Annotated in this window: 19 protein-coding genes; 8 read left to right on the top strand and 11 right to left on the bottom strand. The window is 57.3% G+C overall.

Features of this window, described 5'->3' with window-relative positions:
• Position 1 precedes the first annotated feature (1 nt).
• The 6 genes from trkA to dusB form a co-directional block, all read right to left on the bottom strand.
• The gene (trkA, locus tag K529_RS06780; protein ID WP_005611594.1) at positions 2-1,378 is read right to left on the bottom strand and encodes a Trk system potassium transporter TrkA; all 1,377 of its coding nucleotides are present in this window, start codon (positions 1,376-1,378) and stop codon (positions 2-4) included.
• A 98-nt stretch (positions 1,379-1,476) separates the two neighbouring features.
• On the bottom strand, positions 1,477-2,895 hold the full coding sequence (ntrX, locus tag K529_RS06775; RefSeq protein WP_005611597.1) for a nitrogen assimilation response regulator NtrX: 1,419 nt from the start codon (positions 2,893-2,895) through the stop codon (positions 1,477-1,479).
• Positions 2,892-5,171: a sensor histidine kinase NtrY-like gene (locus K529_RS06770; RefSeq protein WP_005611600.1), complete on the bottom strand. Its 2,280-nt coding sequence runs from the start codon at positions 5,169-5,171 to the stop codon at positions 2,892-2,894. The genes ntrX and K529_RS06770 overlap by 4 nt, the downstream gene beginning before the upstream one ends.
• A 99-nt stretch (positions 5,172-5,270) precedes the next feature.
• Positions 5,271-6,650 carry a response regulator gene (locus K529_RS06765; protein ID WP_005611602.1) on the bottom strand — a complete coding sequence of 460 codons (1,380 nt, stop codon included), beginning with the start codon at positions 6,648-6,650 and terminating at the stop codon, positions 5,271-5,273.
• 17 nt (positions 6,651-6,667) lie between these two features.
• The gene (locus K529_RS06760) at positions 6,668-7,756 is read right to left on the bottom strand and encodes a two-component system sensor histidine kinase NtrB (RefSeq protein ID WP_005611604.1); all 1,089 of its coding nucleotides are present in this window, start codon (positions 7,754-7,756) and stop codon (positions 6,668-6,670) included.
• On the bottom strand, positions 7,753-8,739 hold the full coding sequence (gene dusB / locus K529_RS06755; RefSeq protein WP_005611607.1) for a tRNA dihydrouridine synthase DusB: 987 nt from the start codon (positions 8,737-8,739) through the stop codon (positions 7,753-7,755). Before dusB ends, K529_RS06760 begins: the two co-directional genes overlap by 4 nt.
• A gap of 194 nt (positions 8,740-8,933) precedes the next feature.
• On the opposite strand from dusB, the gene K529_RS06750 reads away from it, so the two are divergent.
• From K529_RS06750 to K529_RS06740, 3 genes are read left to right on the top strand one after another with little or no spacing between them, the layout of a single operon-like run.
• The gene (locus K529_RS06750) at positions 8,934-10,082 is read left to right on the top strand and encodes a bifunctional 2-C-methyl-D-erythritol 4-phosphate cytidylyltransferase/2-C-methyl-D-erythritol 2,4-cyclodiphosphate synthase (RefSeq protein WP_005611610.1); all 1,149 of its coding nucleotides are present in this window, start codon (positions 8,934-8,936) and stop codon (positions 10,080-10,082) included.
• Positions 10,079-10,576 (top strand): phosphatidylglycerophosphatase A family protein, encoded by a 498-nt coding sequence (locus K529_RS06745; protein WP_040641417.1) that lies wholly within the window; start codon positions 10,079-10,081, stop codon positions 10,574-10,576. The genes K529_RS06750 and K529_RS06745 overlap by 4 nt, the downstream gene beginning before the upstream one ends.
• The gene (locus K529_RS06740; RefSeq protein ID WP_005611616.1) at positions 10,573-11,052 is read left to right on the top strand and encodes a CinA family protein; all 480 of its coding nucleotides are present in this window, start codon (positions 10,573-10,575) and stop codon (positions 11,050-11,052) included. Before K529_RS06745 ends, K529_RS06740 begins: the two co-directional genes overlap by 4 nt.
• 34 nt (positions 11,053-11,086) lie before the next feature.
• Here the strand turns inward: K529_RS06740 and K529_RS06735 are convergent, their stop codons facing one another.
• Positions 11,087-11,533: a type II toxin-antitoxin system RatA family toxin gene (locus K529_RS06735; RefSeq protein ID WP_005611618.1), complete on the bottom strand. Its 447-nt coding sequence runs from the start codon at positions 11,531-11,533 to the stop codon at positions 11,087-11,089.
• Positions 11,534-11,607: 74 nt separating this feature from the next.
• Between K529_RS06735 and hpt the strand changes: the two genes are divergently transcribed.
• Positions 11,608-12,144: a hypoxanthine phosphoribosyltransferase gene (hpt, locus tag K529_RS06730; protein WP_005611621.1), complete on the top strand. Its 537-nt coding sequence runs from the start codon at positions 11,608-11,610 to the stop codon at positions 12,142-12,144.
• A gap of 137 nt (positions 12,145-12,281) precedes the next feature.
• Entirely contained in the window at positions 12,282-12,608 is a 327-nt protein-coding gene (locus K529_RS06725; protein ID WP_005611623.1) for an RcnB family protein, read from the top strand.
• 16 nt (positions 12,609-12,624) lie between these two features.
• Here the strand turns inward: K529_RS06725 and K529_RS06720 are convergent, their stop codons facing one another.
• The 3 genes from K529_RS06720 to K529_RS06710 all read right to left on the bottom strand — a co-directional run bounded on the left by K529_RS06720 (position 12,625) and on the right by K529_RS06710 (position 15,944).
• Positions 12,625-13,767, bottom strand: a complete 1,143-nt coding sequence (locus tag K529_RS06720; protein WP_005611625.1) for an amidohydrolase — start codon at positions 13,765-13,767, stop codon at positions 12,625-12,627.
• Positions 13,764-14,714 carry a lipoyl synthase gene (gene lipA, locus K529_RS06715; RefSeq protein ID WP_005611627.1) on the bottom strand — a complete coding sequence of 317 codons (951 nt, stop codon included), beginning with the start codon at positions 14,712-14,714 and terminating at the stop codon, positions 13,764-13,766. The genes K529_RS06720 and lipA overlap by 4 nt, the downstream gene beginning before the upstream one ends.
• Before the next feature lie 192 nt (positions 14,715-14,906).
• Complete coding sequence (locus K529_RS06710; RefSeq protein ID WP_040641418.1) at positions 14,907-15,944, bottom strand: DUF6456 domain-containing protein; 1,038 nt, start codon at positions 15,942-15,944, stop codon at positions 14,907-14,909.
• A 235-nt stretch (positions 15,945-16,179) separates the two neighbouring features.
• Here K529_RS06710 and K529_RS06705 point away from each other — a divergent pair, with 235 nt between their 5' ends.
• On the top strand, positions 16,180-16,512 hold the full coding sequence (locus tag K529_RS06705; RefSeq protein WP_005611633.1) for a DUF6477 family protein: 333 nt from the start codon (positions 16,180-16,182) through the stop codon (positions 16,510-16,512).
• A 20-nt stretch (positions 16,513-16,532) separates the two neighbouring features.
• On the opposite strand, the gene K529_RS06700 is transcribed toward K529_RS06705, so the two are convergent.
• Positions 16,533-18,077, bottom strand: coding sequence for a trimethylamine methyltransferase family protein (locus tag K529_RS06700; RefSeq protein ID WP_005611636.1), 1,545 nt, complete (start codon positions 18,075-18,077; stop codon positions 16,533-16,535).
• 236 nt (positions 18,078-18,313) lie between these two features.
• Between K529_RS06700 and guaA the strand changes: the two genes are divergently transcribed.
• On the top strand, positions 18,314-19,876 hold the full coding sequence (gene guaA, locus K529_RS06695) for a glutamine-hydrolyzing GMP synthase (RefSeq protein ID WP_005611638.1): 1,563 nt from the start codon (positions 18,314-18,316) through the stop codon (positions 19,874-19,876).
• A gap of 279 nt (positions 19,877-20,155) precedes the next feature.
• Positions 20,156-20,827, top strand: coding sequence for a hypothetical protein (locus tag K529_RS06690; RefSeq protein ID WP_005611640.1), 672 nt, complete (start codon positions 20,156-20,158; stop codon positions 20,825-20,827).
• Positions 20,828-20,877 lie beyond the last annotated feature (50 nt).

Genomic DNA, 20,877 nt, shown 5'->3' with positions numbered 1-20,877 from the left:
GCTAGAAGTAGTCGATCGAGACCTGCATGAGGCGCTCGACCTCGCGCACATCTGCGGCCATGGCAAAGAGCGCGATGGTATCGCCAGCCTCAATCCGGAGGCCTCCGCTTGGGCGCACCACTTCGCCGTTTTTGCTGACAGCACCGACCAGAACACCTTCCGGGAAGTCGATATCGCGAATGGCCTGACCTGCCATAGGCGAAGTCGAAAGAACCTCAGTCTCGATCACCTCCGCCTCAGCGTCACCAATCGAATAAACCTGCCGGATGCGGCCGTAACGGATGTGGCGCAAGATAGAGCTGACGGTGGTTGCCCGCGGGTTGATGTATGCGTCGATCCCCAAATGCGGCAGCAGCGGCAGAAGCGTTGGGTCGTTGATCAGGGCAATCGCGAAGGGACAGCCCTCGGTTTTGGCGCGAACCGCTGCCAGCATATTGGTCTTATCATCATCGGTCACCGCAAGCATGGCGTCGGCCTTGTCGATCCCCGCCTCGATCATCAGGCCCCGGTCCAGACCATCACCGTTCAAAACAATCGTGCGCTCCAATGCTTCGGCGGCAATTTCGGCGTGTTTGCGGCTTTTCTCGATCATCTTGGCGCGGGTGCGACCGGTGCGCGCCTCCAGTGCCTTGGCGACCTCCAGCCCCACGTTACCACCGCCGACGATCACCACACGTTCCTGACGTTTCTCTGTTTTACCAAAGACTTCCATGGTGCGGCTCACGTCATCAGCGTGACAGAATACATAGGCTGCGTCGCCAACAAACAGCTGATCACCCGGCTCCGGCGCAAAAAGCGTTCCATCGCGGCGAATACCCACAACAATGGCGCGCAAGGTCGAGAACAGCTCGGTGAGCTGCCGCAAGGGTGTGTTCACAACCGGGCAATCTTCCTCGACGTGAATGCCCAACAGCTGTGCGCGACCATCCATAAATACTTCAGTGTCAAACGCCGCAGGTGCGCGCAGACGTTGCATCGCAGCGGCGGCAACCTCTCGCTCCGGGCTGATGACCACGTCAATCGGCAGATGGTCGCGGCGATAGAGATCAGAGTAAATCGCGTTCAGATAGCTTTTGGCCCGCAGGCGCGCGATCTTGCGTTGGATGGCAAAAACCGAATGCGCCACCTGACAGGTGACCATGTTCACCTCATCCGAGTGGGTTGCGGCAATGATCATATCCGCATCCCGCGCCCCTGCCCGATCCAGCACATCCGGATATGAAGCAAAGCCCGCAATCCCTTGAACATCAAGGGTATCTGTCGCTCGGCGCACCAGATCAGGATTGTTGTCGACGACCGTGACATCGTTGTGTTCGCCCGACAAATGCCGCGCGATCTGCCAACCGACCTGCCCGGCTCCACAGATGATAACTTTCATAGACCGCTCTCCGGGCGCTGGACTGCCTGATTTGCATGCCAGATGGTTCTGGCATGGTCAATTCAATTGTCCCGGCACAGGCCGGGCCTGCCCCTTGTTTATGCCGTTTCTTCCGCCTCTTCTTCATTCTCGACCCGTGCCACGCGGGCGCCAGCCTTGTTGGATGTCACCACACCGAGTGATTTAAGCTTCCGGTGCAGCGCCGAGCGTTCCATGCCAACAAAAGACGCCGTACGGCTGATATTGCCGCCAAACCGGTTGATCTGAGTGAGCAGGTATTCGCGTTCAAAGGCTTCACGCGCCTCACGCAAGGGCAAAGTCGCCAGTGCACCCGAAAGAACCACGCGCCCTTCCGTTTCGACCTTTTCCTCTTCGCTGGGCAGGTCTTTGGCCTGAATGGGATCGGTCGTATCACCAAGAATAAGAACACGTTCCACGAGGTTCTTAAGCTGACGCACATTCCCTGGCCAAGTCATGGTCTGCATCAAAGCGACCGCATCCTCACTCAACTCGCGCAGCGGCAAGCCTTGGCTCTGATTGAACCCTTCGATGAAGTATTCGGCAAGAAGCGGGATGTCTTCGCGACGATCCGCCAGCGATGGGACACAAATCGGAACCACGTTCAGACGGTGATACAGCTCCTGGCGAAAGTTCCCGTCCTTGATTTCCTGTTCAAGGTCACGATTTGTCGCCGAAACCACCCTCAGATCGACCTTTACCTTATCCGTGCCACCGACGCGGACGAACTGTTGATCCACCAAAACGCGCAGGATCTTGGATTGGGTGCCGGAGGGCATATCCGCGACCTCGTCAAAGAAGATCACACCGCCATCCGCTTGCTCTAGGAGGCCCGGCTCTACGCCGCGTTCACTGCCCTCACGACCAAAGAGCACATCCTCCATGCGCTCAGGCTCGATGCTGGCGCAGTTCACCGTGATGAAGGGCGCGCTGGCGCGGTTGGAATTGGCATGGATATAGCGTGCGGCCACTTCCTTGCCGCTGCCCGCCGGACCGGTCAGCATCACGCGGCCATTGGATTTGGTAACCTTATCAAGTTGGCTGGTGAGCGCACGAAACGCCGGAGAGGTTCCCACCATATCCGTCGCGCCCACATCCTTGCGCCTGAGGTCTGTGTTCTCGCGCCGAAGACGCGAGGTTTCCATCGCGCGGCGAATAACGACCATCAACTGATCGATATTAAAGGGTTTTTCGATAAAGTCATAAGCGCCCTGCTTAATCGCAGCGACAGCAATCTCGATGTTACCGTGACCCGAAATAATGACGACCGGCACCTCGGGGTAGTCGCGCTTCACGGTCTTCAGGATGTCGATCCCATCCATCTGGCTGTCTTTAAGCCAGATATCCAAAATCAGCAGCGCGGGCGGCGCATCCTCAAATGCAGCCATACACTCTTCAGAGTTGGCCGCTTTTCGCGTTGCATAGCTTTCATCCTCGAGAATGTCCGAAACCAGTTCCCGGATGTCACGTTCATCGTCAACAATCAGAATATCACTCATGTCAGCCCTGCTACTATGGTTTGTTTATGGGCGATATTTCCCGGCGTCAGTGCCGGAAGGCGGATCACCGCCATAGCGCCCCGGTGGCTCATCCCGTCAAAGATGGGTGCATCTTCAAGCACCAAACTGCCACCATGCTCTTCGATAATTTTCTTCACGATCGGCAACCCCAGACCGGTGCCCTCGTCGCGGGTGGTCACATAGGGTTCAAACAATCGCGCCCGGTCCGCGGGCAATCCGATCCCATTGTCCGCGATAGTGATCTCATGTCCGTTCTCATCACTTGTGACCGACACCCGAATTTCTGGGGCGTAGGTATCTTCCACGCCCTTTTTACGAAGGGTTTCCGTGGCTTCCCCTGCGTTCTTGATCAGGTTTGTCAGTGCCTGACCGATCATCGTGGCATCCACATCCACGCACATCGGATGATCCGGAATATCCGCTTTGATCTTCAAATCCGGCTGGCCCGCTTGCTGCAAAAGCACGGCGCTCTGCACCAGCTTGCCAAGGTCTTCTTCATGGCGATCCGGTTCAGGCATGCGCGCAAATTTGGAAAACTCATCAACGATGCGGCGTAGATCATTGGTTTGACGCACGATTACGTCTGTCATGGATTGCAATTGATCACTGTGCTCTTCGCCAAGTTTCGGCGCAAATTTTCGTTTGATACGTTCTGCGCTTAGTTGAATGGGCGTCAGCGGGTTCTTGATCTCATGTGCAATGCGGCGCGCGACATCGCCCCATGCCGCCATACGCTGCGCACTGACAAGATCCGTCACGTCGTCAAACGCAACCACATATCCTTCGAGTTTGTCGTCACCCGCATGCCGCCGCGCCATCCGCACCAGAAGATTCTCCAGACGCCCCTGCCGGGTCACCTTGATCTCACCCTGCGCCGTGCTGGTGCCGCTCTCAATCAGATCATCAAACAACGGCCCGAATTCTGGAATCGCCACAGCAAGCGCCAAAGATTTCTGGTCTTCTCGCCAATCCAGCAAGCGCTTTGCGGAAGTGTTCACAAAGGTCACGCAACCTTTGGCATCCAGACCAACCACACCAGATGTCACCGATGACAACACCGAGTCAAACAGACGGCGGCGCTGTTCGATTTGGCGCGTATTTTGCAAAAGTGTTTCTCGCTGCGCCTGAAGTTGTTGGGTCATCTGATTGAAATAGCGCCCCAATTGCGCAATCTCGTCGTCTCCGTTTTCCTCGACAACCTGAACACTGAGGTTCCCGGCACCCACCCGTTGCGCCGCAACGGTCAATCGCCCAACCGGGCGTGACAGCCGTTCCGCAAACCACATTCCCAGCCACATCGCAGCAAGAATTAAGATCACCGCGAAGCCGAGGTAGAGCAGACCAAACTCAAACAACACACGCCCGCGTTCACTTTCGAGTTGTTGATAGAGATGCGCTGTTTCCTGCGTGTCATCCAACAGATTCAACAACTCACCGTCCACCTCACGGCTGACATAGAGATACCGGTCGACAAAGGCGTTCAGGCGGACCAGCGCGCGAAACTCGCTGTTGTCCCAATCCTGAATAACGTGGAGCTCACTTGCCTCGGCTGAGGCGATCTCCTGATCCGTTGGTTTTTCGAAATCAAACTCATAGGATCGCTCGCCCCGGGTCTGGATTGCACCGGTACCATTGACCACATAGGCCTCTTTCAAGCCGCGTTGGATTTGCAACTGTCCTTGGGAAAGGACTTGCCGTAACTGCCCGTCGCTCATGAAGAAATTGTTCCTACGACTCCGGTCCAGAAACCGGGCGAGCGCTATGGCGTCTTGTTCCAGATCCTGACGTTGCTGCCGTTCGTAGGCTTCTGCAGCTTTTACGGAGTTTCCGATCACATCGCGCACGCGCTCGGAAAACCACCCCTCGAGCCCGACATTCACCGTCAAAACAGCAAACACCGCAACCGTGACCGTTGGAACCAAGGCGAGAAAGGCAAACGCGCCAATGAGGCGAAGATGCAGGCGCGATCCGGCAGACTTTTCGCGCCTCGCTGCAATCAAACGACCGATTTGGCTCAGCACCAATGCGGTGATCGATAGGACATAGACGAGATCCGCCAGAAGGATCAGACGCATCGCCGGAGAGCTTGCGTCCTGACTGAGTGGACCGATCACAAGGAAAGTGGCCAGCGCCATGATTGGCCCAAGCAGCACCAGACCAAGCGTGGTGATATTGCGCGCCCGACGCGTCTTTCGCCAGCGATCTAGGGCACCAAACCATAGATACACCGAGCGGATATGTGACATCTGCGCCACCGACTGCCCCCAGTTGATGTTGAGCGTTTTCCGCTCACCACATGATTTCGCGTTACCCCATGCGCCTTCTGGCGACTAAGCAACGCTCCTGTGGCGATATTACATCAGTTTGCGACGGCGTGTCACCTCAATATCGAGGTCGGTGATTTTCTTGCGCAATGTATTCCGGTTAATCCCCAGAAGATCAGCGCATTTCGCCTGATTTCCGCCAGTTGCAGCCAGTGCAATCTCAATCAGTGGCGTCTCAACTTCACGCAAAAGACGCGCATAAAGCCCCGGTGGCGGCAACATGTCGCCATGCAAATCGAAATATCTCTGCAAATGTCGCGCGACAGATTCGGAAAGTTTCTCATTGTTCGCGCCGCCCCCCATAACCGGCTCAACTCCGGTGCTCTGGGGGCCTAATGCCGCTGCGACTTCTGCCTTGCTGATAATGTCACTTCTCGCGGTAAGAGACAGTCTTTTAACAGTATTTTCCAACTGACGGACATTGCCGGGCCATGCGTAGTGCCGCAAAAGGTCGCGCGCGTCATCGCTCAGGATACGTCGGGCAACGCCTTCAGTTTCGGCCCGCAAGAGGAAATGCTCGCTCAATAGCGCAATGTCTTCGACACGCTCTCGCAGTGCTGGCACGGAGAGCTCTGTTCCACAAATTCGGTAATAGAGATCCTGCCGCAACGCCCCTGCCTCAAGCTGTTCAGCAAGATCTTGCTGACTGGAGGTTGCGATGAACCGTGGCGCATGATCGCCGGGCGAATCCATCATCCGAACCAAACGCGCCTGCGCCTCATCGGTCAGATCCACCAACTCATCAATCAAAAGCGTTCCACCCTTCACCTGACCAAGCAGACGGGATGGCCCTTCCAGTTCGATCAGGTCTGACGCCTCGGCCACCACAAATGGCAAGGTGCGACGGTCGGAAAAATCATGAATAGCTAGTGCGATCAATGATTTACCGGTGCCACTTTCTCCGGTGATCAACAGCGGCATATCCGTGTTCATCACGCGCGCAATCAACCGATAAAGCGTCTGCATCACCTCTGTGCGTCCCACCAGCGGCAGCTCATCTGGGCGCTCTTCCGGTACATCGATCTGACCGGGGACTTGAGCGGTTCGCTTTTCAGTCAGCGCCTTTGCCGTGCGCTTCATCAGTTCGGGCAGGTCAAAGGGCTTGGGCAGGTAATCATAGGCCTCGGCCTCAGCCGCCTTGATGGCCGTCATGATCGTGTTTTGTGCTGAAATCACGATGACTGGCAGCCCCGGACGATCCTGTGCGATCTTCGGCAGCATCTCCAGCCCATTGCCGTCGGGCATCATCACATCCGAGATCACCACATCGCCTTTGCCTTCACCGACCCAACGCATCAAGGTCGTCAAAGAGGAGGTCGCATGGACCTTGCAGCCCGCCCGGGTCAGCGCCTGGGTGAGGACAGTGCGGATCGTACGGTCGTCATCTGCCACAAGAACGGTGCCGTCCATGTCTTTGTTCTCCTGAGTTATTTTTGCTCACGCGGAACGCGCGAAAGAGACAATCTGAAGGTTGTATTACCGGGTTCCGAACGCACCGAAATCCAGCCGTTGTGGTCGCCGATAATCTTGCTGACCAGAGCCAGACCAAGGCCGGTGCCGTTCTCCTTGCCGGAGACGAAGGGTTCAAAGATGTCCTCGCGGATACTCTCTGGCAGGCCGGGTCCGTCGTCGCTGATCTCGATCTGGAGCGGCAACAGCTTGCCTTGCCCATCGCTGCGCCGCAGGCGGAAAGAATGCTCGTAGAACGTGCGTACCGTGATGGTGCCGCCGGTCGTTCCCGCCGCCTCGGAGGCGTTCTTCAGCAGGTTCAGCACCACCTGCAACAGCTGGTCCGGGTCTCCCCATGCCAATGGCAGCGAGGGGTCGTATTTCTCGATGATCTTCATATGGGCGCCAAACCCCAACAGTGCCGAGCGGCGCGCGCGGTCGAGAACATCATGCAGGTTGACCGGTTTGAAATCGGGCTCCGAGAGGTTTCCGAACTGCTCCACCTGTTCAAGCAGCTTTACGATGCGGCGGCTCTCACTCACGATTAAGTCTGTAAGTTCAAGGTCATCCGGCGCGAGGTTCATACTCAAGAGCTGCGCCGCACCGGTGATCCCCGCCAATGGATTCTTGATTTCATGCGCGAGCATCTCTGCCATGCCGATGGCAGACTGGGCGGCGGATTTTGCCGAATGGGTCTGTGTCATCCGCCCCGCCAGCTCGCGCGGGGACAGCATCAGGAGCATATGGCCGGGGTGTCCATGCAGCGGCGCAATCTGCACCGCGCATTGCAGCGGCGCCCGTTCGCGCGCGCCTACATCTACGTCATTTACAAACAGCGGCGTGCCCTGCACGCGGGCCTTATCGAACGCGATCTCGATGGATGACTCAATCGCCACCCGTTGCCATATCTTCTGTCCGATCAGGGATTTACGTGACGAATTTATAAATCCTTCGGCGGCAGAGTTCACATCCGCAATGCAGTTTTCTGCATCGACAAGAAAGGCTGGCACGGGCAGCGACGCCCAGATGGCGCAATCGGTGCTGTGAGGACCATTTGAAGCATTCATGCAGCATCCTCCTGCGTCTGATCCTGCAATGCTGCGGGCAGCAAGCGCAGCACCTCTGCCGGGCTTTTGGCTGTTAGAACCTCACGCCGCAGGGCTGTTGGTGTGCCTGCCTCATCCATATACCAACCCAGATGTTTGCGCGCGACACGCAGGCCTAGGTCATCGCCATAGAACTCAAGCATCGCCTCGTAGTGCCTTGATACCATGTCGACAAAATCCCCTTGGGTGGGAATATCAGGCGCAGCACTCCCCCAGAGTTCATGCGCGACCTGTGACAGCAACCAGGGCTTGCCCTGCACGCCTCGCCCGATCATCACACCATCTGCGCCAGAGGCACTCAGCGCCTGCCGCGCAGTGGCCGCATCCACGATGTCGCCATTGGCCAGCAGCGGCACAGAGATCGCGTTCCGAACCTCGGCAATCGCCGCCCAATCGGCCTGCCCCTTGTAGAACTGGCAGCGCGTGCGGCCGTGGATGGTGACCATCTGCACCCCAGCGTCTTGCGCCCGGCGCGCCACATCTGCGGCATTCAGACAATTGTCATCCCAGCCGAGCCGGGTTTTCAACGTGACGGGCACATCGACGGCCTCGACCACCGCCTCAATGAGCGACAGCGCGTGATCCGGGGTCTTCAAAAGGGCCGAGCCGGAATACCCGTTTGTTACCTTCTTCGCCGGGCAGCCCATATTGATGTCGATCATGCGCGCACCACTGCCCGCGACCCGCCGCGCGGCCTCAGCCATCCAATAGGCCTCTCGCCCGGCGATCTGGACGGAGGTGTTTTCCACATCCGCGCTCAGTTCTGCCTTCTCGCGCACGCCGGGCTTGGCCTGCACCATTTCCTGACTGGCGACCATTTCGCTCACCACGAGGCCCGCACCAAAAGAGCGCACCAGATCGCGAAAGGGACGATCCGTGATGCCAGCCATCGGTGCCAGCGCCACGGGAGGATCGAGATGTGTGGGTCCGACTGAGAAGGACAAATGCTTAATCCTTGTGCATATGAGTGTTTATTAACTTGAAACGGAGCTATGCTCCATTCCAACACGCCATTCCAGCCCGGCATATCAGGTGTATTGCCTAATTTTTGTGCATTTTACCTCGGGGCGTTGCCAGTTTATCCACCGCACCGTAAACACGCCGAAAGATTGCCCCAGCTGAGGACGTGTCTCTCGCCATGACCATCGCCGTTTTGATTGTTGCCGCTGGCAAAGGAACCCGCGCCGGCGGCGGCATGGCCAAACAATGGCGCCCCTTGGCCGGACAGCGGGTGATCGACTGGACCATCGCGGCCTTCAAACGTGCGGGCTGCGACACGATCATGGTGGTCCGCGATCCGGAAAATGAGCACGCGGCAGAAGCGCTCGCACGTCACAATAATCTTCTCTACGCCGACGGCGGCGCTGATCGTTCAACCTCAGTCCGCAACGGATTGATCGCGCTCAAAGATCGCGGCATCACGCGGGTCCTGATCCACGATGCCGCGCGCCCCTGTGTGAGCACGCAGGTGATCCAGGAGACTCTCGCCGCTCTAGATCACGCCCCCGCCGCTGCACCGGGGCTTGCGGTGACAGATGCGCTTTGGACCGGGGCTGAGGGCTATGTCACCGGCACCCAGGACCGCAACGCCTTGTTTGCCGCGCAAACCCCGCAGGCGTTTCATTTTGACGCAATCCTTGCGGCGCATCTTGCACTGGATGAGGTGGCGGCAGACGATGTGGAGGTTGCGCGCAAGGCGGGGCTGCCCGTCCGCATCACCCAAGGCGACGTCAACAATATCAAGATCACCCGGCCCGAGGATTTCACCCGCGCCGAACATATATTGAGGAGCAGCATGGACGGCATTCCGGATATCAGACTGGGCAACGGCTACGACGTGCATCGTTTTGGCCCCGGTGATCACGTGACCCTCTGCGGTATTAAGTTGCCCCATGACCGCGGCCTGCAGGGTCACTCGGACGCCGATGTGGGCATGCATGCGGTGACGGACGCGCTCTACGGGGCGATGGCGGAGGGCGATATCGGGCGTCACTTCCCGCCAAGCGACCCGGAGTGGAAGGGTGCTGCGTCAGAGATTTTCCTGCGTCATGCGGTGGATCTCGCCCGCGCCAAAGGCTTTGTCATCAGCAATGTCGACTGTACGCTGGTCTGTGAGTTTCCCAAAATCGGCCCCCACGCCGAGACCATGCGCACGCAAATGGCCGAGATCATGGGGCTTGATCGTGACCGCATGTCGGTGAAGGCCACTACGTCCGAACGTCTGGGCTTTACCGGCCGTGGCGAGGGGATTGCGGCGCTAGCCACCGCGACGCTGGTGCGCGCATGACACTTCCACAACTCCTTGGAACCTGTTGTGGCGTTGGGTATTTACGCCCTGCCCCCGGCACTTGGGGATCGCTGGTCGCGCTGCCCTTGACCTATGCGCTACATGTGGCGGGTGGCTTTCCTCTACTGGTTGTCGTGACCGTCTTGGCGATCATCATTGGCCTCTGGGCCGCCACCGAGATGACTCGCGGCCAGGAAGATCTGGATCCATCAGAATTTGTGCTGGATGAACTCGCCGGGCAGATGCTGGCGCTCTGGGCGATCTCGCTGCCTGCGTGGCTACACGGTCTGGATATCACAGCGCTTTGGCCCGGTTGGGTTGCAGGTTTCATCTTGTTTCGCCTCTTTGACATCTGGAAACCGGGGCCTGTTGGCTGGGCGGACCGCAAGAAAGGCCCGTTTGGTGTGATGATGGATGATGTGATCGCCGGGCTCATGGCCGGGATTGGCATCGCCCTTCTGGCGGGGTTCTCGCATGGGGTGCTTGGGTTATGAATATCAACACCTTGTTGGATCTTGCTAAAGCGCAAGGCGCAACCCTTACCACCGCCGAGAGCTGCACCGGGGGCATGATCGCCGCCGCGCTGACGGATATTCCCGGCTCTTCTGCGGTGGTGGACCGGGGGTTTGTTACCTACTCCAACGCAGCAAAGATGCAGATGCTTGGTGTAAGTGCCCAAACACTCAAGGATTTTGGCGCGGTGAGCGAAGAGACCGCGCGCGAAATGGCCGAGGGCGCGCTGCGCGCCGCGGGAACTACGTTTGCAGTATCCGTCACCGGCATCGCTGGCCCCGGGGGATCAGAGCACAAACCCGAAGGGCGTGTCTGTTTTGGTCTGGCGCAATCCGGCGCAGAGACGGTGACAGAACTGGTGGATTTTGGCGCATTGGGACGGGATAAGGTGCGCCTTGCCAGCCGGGATCATGCGCTTGCAATGCTCCTGCGTGCGCTGGAACGGCACACTGCCTAAAACGCCAAACTCCCCTTGTTAGAGCCTGATATTCTCAGCCATAGAGCTCTGCTGCGCGGCGTTCAAACGCGCGCACGATCCGCTGCATCGCCTCGTTGAAGACCATACCGATGATCCCCTGCAACACGGCGTTCTTGAACTCGAAATCGACAAAGAAACTCACATCACAGCCGCCATCCGCACGATCGGCAAACGCCCAGTTGGATTTCATATAGCGAAACGGCCCATCGAGGTATTCGGTGTCGATCTTGTGTTCATCTGGGTGCAGCACCACGCGGCTGCCAAAGCGCTCACGAAACACCTTGAAGGAAATCACCAAATCCGCCTCCATCACCTCGGATGCACCCTGCGGCGTGCGGCTGCGGATGCGCGCGGCGGCGCACCACGGCAGGAATTTCGGGTATGATCCCACATCTGCCACCAGATCATACATCTGCTGGGCGCTATAGGGCATCGGTCGGGTTTCCGAATGTGTTGGCATCTCAGCTCAATTCGTCTTCTGTACAGGTGGCGCGTGGTGTCCTATGAACGCGTGCGAAATTCAAGGGGGCAAGCATGTCAGAGCGACCATATGTCATTGATGTAATGATCTCGGCCAAGGCCATCGCTGCACGAATCGAAGAGCTATGCGGCGACATCACCGCCGAGTTTGGCGACACCGACAAGCTGGTGGTCGTGGGCCTGTTGCGCGGCAGTTTCGTGTTCATCGCCGATCTGGTGCGAGAGCTGGACCTGCCAATCGAGGTGGATTTCCTTGAGGCGTCTTCGTATGGCGACGGTATGGAAAGCAGCCGAGAGGTGCGTATTCTCAAAGACTTGCGCGGCGCAATTGAAGGGCGAGACGTGCTGGTGGTCGAGGATATCGTCGACACAGGTCACACGCTGAATCACGTGATTTCCCTCCTCAAGAGCCGCAAGCCCGCGCGCCTCAAATCCATTGCTTTGCTCGACAAGCCCTCCCGCCGCGAGGTGGATTTTCGCTCTGATTGGATCGGGTTTGAGATCCCAGATGAATTTGTCGTGGGGTACGGAATCGATTTTGCCCAACGCAATCGGAACCTGCCCTATATCGGCAAGGTTCGCTTCACCTGAGCAGACCGCCCGTGTCGCAATAAGCAAAGGCTCGCCAGTTCATTGTATAGGACCAGCAACATCTGGCGCACGCGATTTGGTTCTTTCCGCATCTTGCTACATGTAGTGATGTAGTCAAAGGTTTATGGGAATGGATCATGTCGGTCTCTAAAGTCATCTCAGGATTTGCTATCGCCAGTGTAACCCTCGCGCCCGTCGCTGCCGTGGCGGGCCCGCCCAAATGGGCACCGGGCCACAACAACAGCGCAGCCCATTATGCGCCCGGTCAGGTGAAAAAACGTCACGCGCATGACCAATACCTGAGCGGCAGCTGGGATTACGTAGACGATTATCAGCGCTGGGGCTTACATCCTCCATCTGCTGGACATCGCTATGTCCGTAAAGATGGAAAAATTTTCGAAGTTGTCAGAGACACACTCGCAATTGTAGGCGCAGTGGCCGTCATCGACGCGTTAGTCGACTGACGTCACGGTGCCATCGCTAGCCCAAGACACTGCGAATAGACCGGAGAAAAATCCCGGAACCAATCGGAATGAGCGTATCGGGAAAGTCATAATCCGGATTGTGCAGTTGCGGATGGTCCTCGCCCGCTCCTAGCCAGAACATTGCCGCTTGAGTGGATTTTCCAAACTGCCCAAAGTCTTCCGAGAACGCTTGCGGGCGTTCGCTCAGAGTGATCGGAACCTCGCCCGTAAGGCAGGCGTCCTCGATCACACTCACAGCTTCCTGCGCATTTCGGCACGCCTCAAACACATCGTGGTAGGTGATCTCATGGCGCAGGCCATAGTCAGCCGCAAGGGTCGCGACCTTGGAAACAAGCGCGTCAGAAAGTGACTGCATCTTCTCGTCAGTTACGGTCCGCAGCGTCACCCAAAGCTCCGCCTGTCCGGGGGCGACACCAAAGGTCGGCTCGCCCAATTTTGCATGAGTAATGGTGGTTAGCGCGTAATCCTCATCCAAGTCACCACCGGCACCCAGCGTCGCAAGATCCTGCATCAACTGTGCCAGCGCAGGTGCGGGAGACACCCCATCTTGTGGAGCAGCCGCATGAGATGTGCGCCCGAAAAGCGCGATACGCGCGCCTCGGGATGCACAATTCGCAGGACCTGTCGGCAAGGACACAGCCCCCACTGCAAGCCCCGGCAGATTATGAAGAGAGAGCACCATATCCGGCGAGATTTCCGCAAACTTCGGATCAGAACGATAAGCGATCGCGCCTTCGCCGGTTTCCTCAGCCGGTTGGAAAATCAAGACCACACGCCCCCTCTGAGGACGTCTTTCAGCCAGCGCTTCTGCCACAGCGAGCACCATAACCATATGCCCATCATGGCCGCAAAGATGTGCTTTTCCAGCCACTTGAGACGCGTAGCTTCGGTTTGTTTCTTCCGGGATCGGCAATGCGTCCAGCTCGCAACGGATGGCGAGCGTCGGCCCGGCCTCACCGCCAAGAAACACGGCAGCCACGCCGTGCCCGCCAATTCCGGTCAACACTTGATCCGGAGCATACGCCTGCAAGATCTCAGCCACACGTGCGGCCGTCGCCCCCTCAGCCCCAGAGAGTTCCGGTGCGGAGTGAAGCTCATGGCGCAGGGATGTGAAGCGTTCCAGCTGTTCCGGCGTCATGCCAAACCGAGTTTCGCATTCCGCGCTGCGCGAAGCTGCGCAAAATCATCTCCGGCATGGTAGGACGACCGGGTCAGCGGCGTTGCCGACACCATCAGGAACCCTTTGCCATAGGCGGCTTTTTCGTAGGATTTGAACTCTTCAGGTGTCACAAACCGATCAACAGCGTGGTGTTTCGGCGTCGGCTGAAGGTATTGGCCGATGGTCAGAAAATCCACATCCGCAGCGCGCATGTCGTCCATCACTTGCTTTACCTGCGGGGCTTGTTCGCCCAGCCCGACCATGATGCCTGATTTTGTAAAGATGCTTGGATCAAGCTCTTTCACACGCTGCAACAGGCGCAGCGAGTGGAAATAGCGCGCACCAGGACGCACTTCGAGATAGAGACCCGGAACCGTCTCAAGGTTGTGGTTGAACACGTCCGGTTTGGCCTCAACAACAGTTTCCAGCACCTCGGGGGCACATTTCAGGAAATCTGGGGTCAGAATCTCGATCGTTGTGTCAGGCGAACGGTGACGCACGGCCCGAATGGTCTGGGCAAAATGCTCCGCGCCGCCATCCTCAAGGTCGTCACGATCCACAGAGGTAATCACCACATGATTGAGACCGAGCTTTTGCACCGCATGCGCCACGCGCCCCGGCTCAAACGCGTCGAGCGTGTCCGGACGACCGGTCGCAATATTACAGAAGGTACAGCCCCGGGTGCAGATCTCGCCCATGATCATCATGGTGGCGTGACCTTGGTTCCAGCATTCGCCGACGTTTGGACAGCCCGCTTCTTCGCAGACGGTCACGAGGTTATTTTCACGCATGATCTTATGCGTTTCAGCGTAGCCCTTGCCGCCCGGCGCTTTCACGCGAATCCAGCTTGGCTTTTTGGGCTGAGCATTGTCGGGACGATGCGCCTTTTCCGGGTGGCGCTGTTCCGGGATCTTCAGATCTCGCACGGGATCTTCCTTGTGACTGCGATTAGGTGTTGGCGTGGAACATAACAGCAGCCGCGCAGCATCACCAGTGCTGCATTGCTGTATTCCGAGTGGCCCAAGCTATCGGATCGTATGCTTCGATTGGGTAAAGAGGCTCTCTCTCATTTCAATTAACTCTACCTTAGCGTGCATATCCGTATATTTACAATTACACTATCCGATCATCTGGTTCTGCGGCGGAAGGGATTCGTAATGTTGGTGTAATTGCTCCAGCGCAATCCGCAAAACAATTTTACCGGATCTTGCGGACCAGCCGAGCTCGCGTTCTGCGACCTCCAACCCCTCCAAATGGCAACAGCATCGCAACGCTATGTCACTTAGACCGGGGCCAAGCGCGCAGAGTGCCGCAGATGCGCGCTGAAACGCTTCACGCGCGGGGCTTGCATCCGTATTCGACGCACGCGGTTCATCCGTGAACTCTGAGCGCTCTCGGGCGACATGCTGGCCGATTTGCGCCAGTTCGAAATCTTCTCTTAATCGTTCACCTGCGCGCACCATCTCATTGCTGAGAAACGGTTTTCCATCTCGCCCTGTAAGCCGGGAAAGCGTTTGCAGCGGTGTTTCCTGAAACCCGTATCGCGCGCGTTTGGCGGCGGAGAGATCCGCGGATGGAAACGTCGCGATATGCCCGGAAATCCCTGATTGCGTGGTTGTTTCGGTGCGGGCCCGGCGATGTTGCTCAGCTTTGGCCATGAGTTGCGCAAGCGCCTGCCGACCGTCCTTGGTCAGTCGGTAGCGAAACACGCGGCCTGACGAGAAACAGCTAATCCAATCACGCAGAGCCAGAACTTCGGCGAGCCTGCGTTCTACCACCGATTTTTGCACCTCTGTACCCATGTCGCGCAGGATCACTGCCTTGGGCATGTCGCGCCCGACAGCCAACACCGCCCCTTTGCACGAAAGCAGACTTAAGCCTTGTATGGCATCCTCTTCTGAATAAACGTCTTTCTCACAGGCCTCTTGATCTGCACCTTGTTGTAGAACTGTCGACAGATACTGCAACGCACCATCTATCAGGGGGTCTTCGCGCTGATGTTCTACCCGGTGAATTTGACGCATCACCGTGGACGGGTGACAGTCCGCAGAGCGGGCAAGCTCGCGGATTGAAACCTGCGAGACCGTATGTGTGAGATATCGTGAAACTTCAACAGGTACCCAATCCGGCAAAAACGGCCTGGTTACTCCAGTCATAGCTGACCCCCAACTGTGCCCAGGCCCACGCCACCGGTCATAGGTCAGATGACCTGCATCATGACCGTGATGATCCCCCCGATCCTGAACGTTTGAACTTTGGCAACCCAGAAACTTTGCCACAAATTTTCAAATCTATCGGAAATGGACCGTTCGCTCACATGTCAATTTTCGCAACACCCGCTTGGGTTGAGTATTATTCCCCTCATCGTTCACAAGTTCACTGGGGAATGTCATGCAGGATCTCGTTACACGGCTCACACTGTTAAACCGTCCGCGTCTGCTGGCGCGCAGCGCTCGCTTTGGTGCGGATGATTATGTCCGCCATCGTGATCTGAAACGCCTGCTGCGCAACCCTGCCTCTCAGGGACTGGCTGCGATCCTGATGCAATTGCTGGACCTCGAAGCCGCACAAGAAGCCGCGCGCAAATCGCAAAATCCCGGATATTCCTTTGCGCGCCACATTGAGGTCCTGATCGCGCTTGTTGCAGAAAGCCGCGTCTATCTTGCGTCGCGCGCCACAAAAGGGGCGGCAACAAAAAACGGCGCCACACTGGGCGCCGTCTGATCAGTCTGAATGGGCTGTGCTTACATAAAGGCGTCGGGCATAGACGCCTTTTTCTCAGCCACATAGGCCACCAGAGCCTCGCGGATCGCCGGATCCAGCTCGGGTTGTTTATAGGTCGCAAGCAGGTGCTCAACGCGGGAAGTTGCAAGCTTGTAAGTGTCGCGCGCGCCTTCTTCTTCCCACTGTTCAAACGGTTTGTAATCCAAGAGGTTAGACTTCCAGAATGCCGTTTTGAAGTTCGCCTGCGTATGCGCGCAGCCGAGGTAGTGACCACCCGGACCAACCTCTCGGATCGCATCCATGCCCTGCCCGTTTTCATCCATATAGATGCCTTTGGCCAAACCATGCAGCGCGCCAAGCTGGTCGGCGTCCATCACGAACTTCTCAAAATCCGCGACCAGACCACCCTCAAGCCAACCACAAGAGTGCAGCATGAAGTTCACGCCCGCCAGCAAGCCCATGTTCAGCGAGTTTGCAGTCTCATAGGCGGCTTGCGCATCCGGCAGTTTGGAGCCACAGAAAGACCCGGCAGAGCGGAACGGCAGATTAAGACGCCGTGCCAATTGCCCTGCCCCATATGTGACCATCGATGCCTCTGGTGTGCCAAAGGTCGGCGCACCGGAGTTCATGTCGATTGAGGACACAAACGCCCCAAAGATCACAGGTGCGCCGGGACGGACCAGCTGACTGTAAGCAACACCGGCCAAAACCTCGGCCAAAACCTGTGTCAGCGTGCCCGCAATGGTCACCGGCGCCATCGCGCCCCCGACGATAAACGGAGAGATAATGCAGGCTTGGTTGTTCTGTGCGTAGACCTCGAGAGCGCCCATCATCACATCGTCAAACGTCATTGGCGAGTTGATGTTGATGAGCGAGGTCATCACGGTGTTTTCCTGCACAAAGTCTTTGCCGAACAAGACGCCGCACATGTCAACGGAATCCTGCGCGCGGCTCGGCTCTGTGACCGATCCCATAAAGGGTTTGTCGCTCAACTCCATATGCGCCATCAACATGTCGAGGTGACGCTTGTTCACCGGCACATCCGTCGGCTCGCACACAGTCCCGCCGGAGTGATGCAACCACTTAGACATATAGCCCAGCTTCACGAACTTCTGGAAATCTTCCAGAGTTGCATAGCGACGGCCACCGTTGGCATCGCGCACGAAGGGCGGGCCGTAAATGGGAGCAAGAACAAGATTCTTGCCGCCAATCACCACAGATTTCTCCGGGTTGCGCGCGTGCTGGGTGAACTCGCTCGGTGCGGTTTCGCATAGTTTACGTGCCAAACCGCGCGGAATGCGAACCCGTTCGCCTTGCACATCCGCTCCGGCCTCACGCCAGCGATCCAGCGCGGCGGGGTTGTCGACAAAATTGACGCCGACTTCCTCAAGGATGGTTTCAGCGTTGGTCTCGATGACCTCAAGCGCCTCTTCGGTCAGCACCTCGTAGTTCGGAATATTCCGCTCGATATACTTCGCTGTCTCGATTTTGACGCTGGTGCGTTCGGCGCGACGGGCGGCGCCACCGCCACCCCGGCTGCGACGACGTGGTGCTGCATCTGTCATTGTTCTTCCTCACGACAGTATGAATTCTGTGCAATCTGATTACCGAAGCAAGATTAAGACGCGCCGAAGGATAACGGCTATTCTCGCATAAATGCGACATCTGAGACCGGATTTTACGGCAAACTGCCCGGTTTGGACGGCCAAGTTCCGCGCGAAGTCTTGAAAGAAGATGAAAACCCCGGTGGCAGGTAATCTGACCTCTTGCCAGACGTCCCGCCAGACCCTAAGAGCCAAGCATGACCGAGACAGCCCATGACCGCCTTTTAATTATAGACTTCGGCAGCCAGGTAACGCAGCTGATTGCGCGCCGCCTGCGCGAGTTGAACGTCTATTGTGAAATCCACCCCTATCAGAATGTCACCATGGACTTCGTGCGCAAATTTGCGCCCAAGGCGGTGATCTTCTCAGGTGGTCCTGACAGCGTGACGCGCGAGGGATCTCCCCGCGCGCCGCAAGAGATTTTCGACTATGGCGTGCCGATCCTCGGTATTTGCTATGGCCAGCAAGTGATGATGCATCAACTGGGCGGCACCGTTCAGTCTGGACACGGCACCGCTGAATTTGGCCGCGCCTATGTGACCCCGACCGAAGAGCGCATCGACATGCTCAGCGGCTGGTTCCTTGACCAGACCGAGCAAGTCTGGATGAGCCACGGCGACCATGTCTCTGAAATCGCACCGGGTTTTAAGGTTTACGGCACCTCGCCCAATGCGCCTTTTGCGATCACTGCGGATCTGGAACGGAATTTCTACGCCGTTCAGTTCCACCCCGAAGTGCACCACACCCCCAACGGCAAGACGCTTTATGAAAACTTCGTGCGTCTGGCTGGGTTTGCGGGCGACTGGACCATGGGGGCCTACCGCGAGCAGATGGTCGACACCATCCGCGAACAGGTCGGCGACAAGAAAGTCATCTGCGCCCTTTCTGGCGGCGTTGACAGCTCGGTCGCAGCAGCCCTGATTCATGAGGCAATCGGCGATCAGCTGACCTGTGTGTTTGTGGACCATGGTCTTCTGCGCAAGAACGAAGCGGAAGAAGTCGTTGGTATGTTCCGCGACCATATGAACCTTCAGGTGATCCACGCAGATGAAACCGAGCTGTTCCTCGGCGAGCTGGAAGGTCAGTCCGACCCGGAAACCAAGCGCAAGATCATCGGCAAGCTGTTCATCGACGTGTTCCAGAAATACGCCGATCAGATCGAGGGTGCCGAGTTCCTTGCTCAAGGCACGCTCTACCCGGATGTGATCGAGTCGGTCTCCTTCTCTGGCGGCCCGTCCGTAACGATCAAGTCGCACCATAACGTCGGTGGCCTGCCCGAAAAAATGGGCCTGAAACTGGTGGAGCCGCTGCGCGAGCTCTTTAAGGACGAGGTCCGCGCACTGGGGCGTGAGCTTGGTCTGCCCGACAGTTTCATCGGGCGGCACCCCTTCCCCGGACCGGGTCTGGCGATCCGTTGCCCCGGCGAGATTACCCGCGACAAGCTGGACATCCTGCGCGAGGCGGATGCCATCTACATCGACCAGATCCGCAAGCACGGTCTGTATGATGAAATCTGGCAAGCCTTTGTGGCGATCCTGCCGGTGCGCACCGTCGGCGTGATGGGCGATGGCCGTACCTATGATTACGCCTGCGCCCTGCGTGCGGTCACCTCGGTGGATGGTATGACGGCGGATTACTACCCGTTCAGCCATGAATTCCTTGGTGAGACCGCAACACGGATCATCAATGAGGTCAAAGGCATCAACCGTTGCACCTATGACATCACCTCAAAGCCTCCGGGCACAATCGAGTGGGAATGATCTGAAGGTTTCACCTCTCACAAGCCCCGGTGCAATGTGCCGGGGCTTTTTTATAGGCATATGAAATCCCGCTTGTTTTTCTAAACTTGCACACCTGATTTCAACGCCCGGACTGATATCTAGGTTGGACACCAAATAAGGGAGTGGTGCCATCTCCGATCTCTATTTTCTCTCACCTCGGGTCCTTCAGGGTCGGCTTGGCTTGCAGATTTCCTCTCAGCCAATCTGGGTTTTCCCGTCATTCACGAACCGCTCGCGATCGAGGATTTCGAAACCCGCATGCCGAGCATTCGGCTGATGCGCAGCTTCAATACCTATGGGTATAATTCCGAGGTGCGCCAGTTCTGGTCAAATAAGCTCGCCGCTTTACCCACGGATGCCCCTTATGGCGAAACAAACCATACGCTGGGAAAATGCGGATTGATTGAGGCGCTTGCGGATCACCCGAGGGCGCAAGATGCCAAAATCATCGTGCTGCGCCGAGATTTGGCCAAGCAATGCGCCAGCTATATCAATCGGCATGATTTCAGCAATATATCACTGTTGTGGCAATGGTACCTAGACCCGCAGTACCCCAACAGAATTTTGAAATCCGAGCCGTTTCTGAAGCTTGGGCAAGTGGGATGTGCGATATGGTACACCTTGGAAATGGAGTGCCGACAGGTCTACTATCAACGCGTTTATTCTGATCGCCTGACCTTCCTGCCAATTCAGCTCGAAACTGTAACGCGCGAGAAAGCGGCCTCCGAGTTTCTGACAGAGCTGGGCATTCACCAGAAACCGGTTTTGCCGAAGAAAAAGAACGCCAATCAGATCTCGGCCCAATCCGAACTTGTCGAACAAATCGCGATCCATATCCACAATTTGAACTTCAATCCGGAGGCCATCGTCGACGATTATATCGCTTCAGGGCGTGATCTCGATCTGATGCAGGGCCAACGCGCGGCCTGATCGGGGTTGACGCTGCCGGGCATTTAACCCTTTCTGCACAAAAGTACAGT

The organism is Tritonibacter mobilis F1926 (assembly GCF_000376545.2).
Lineage (GTDB): Bacteria > Pseudomonadota > Alphaproteobacteria > Rhodobacterales > Rhodobacteraceae > Epibacterium > Epibacterium mobile.
This window is presented reverse-complemented; position numbering and strand designations above follow the sequence as displayed.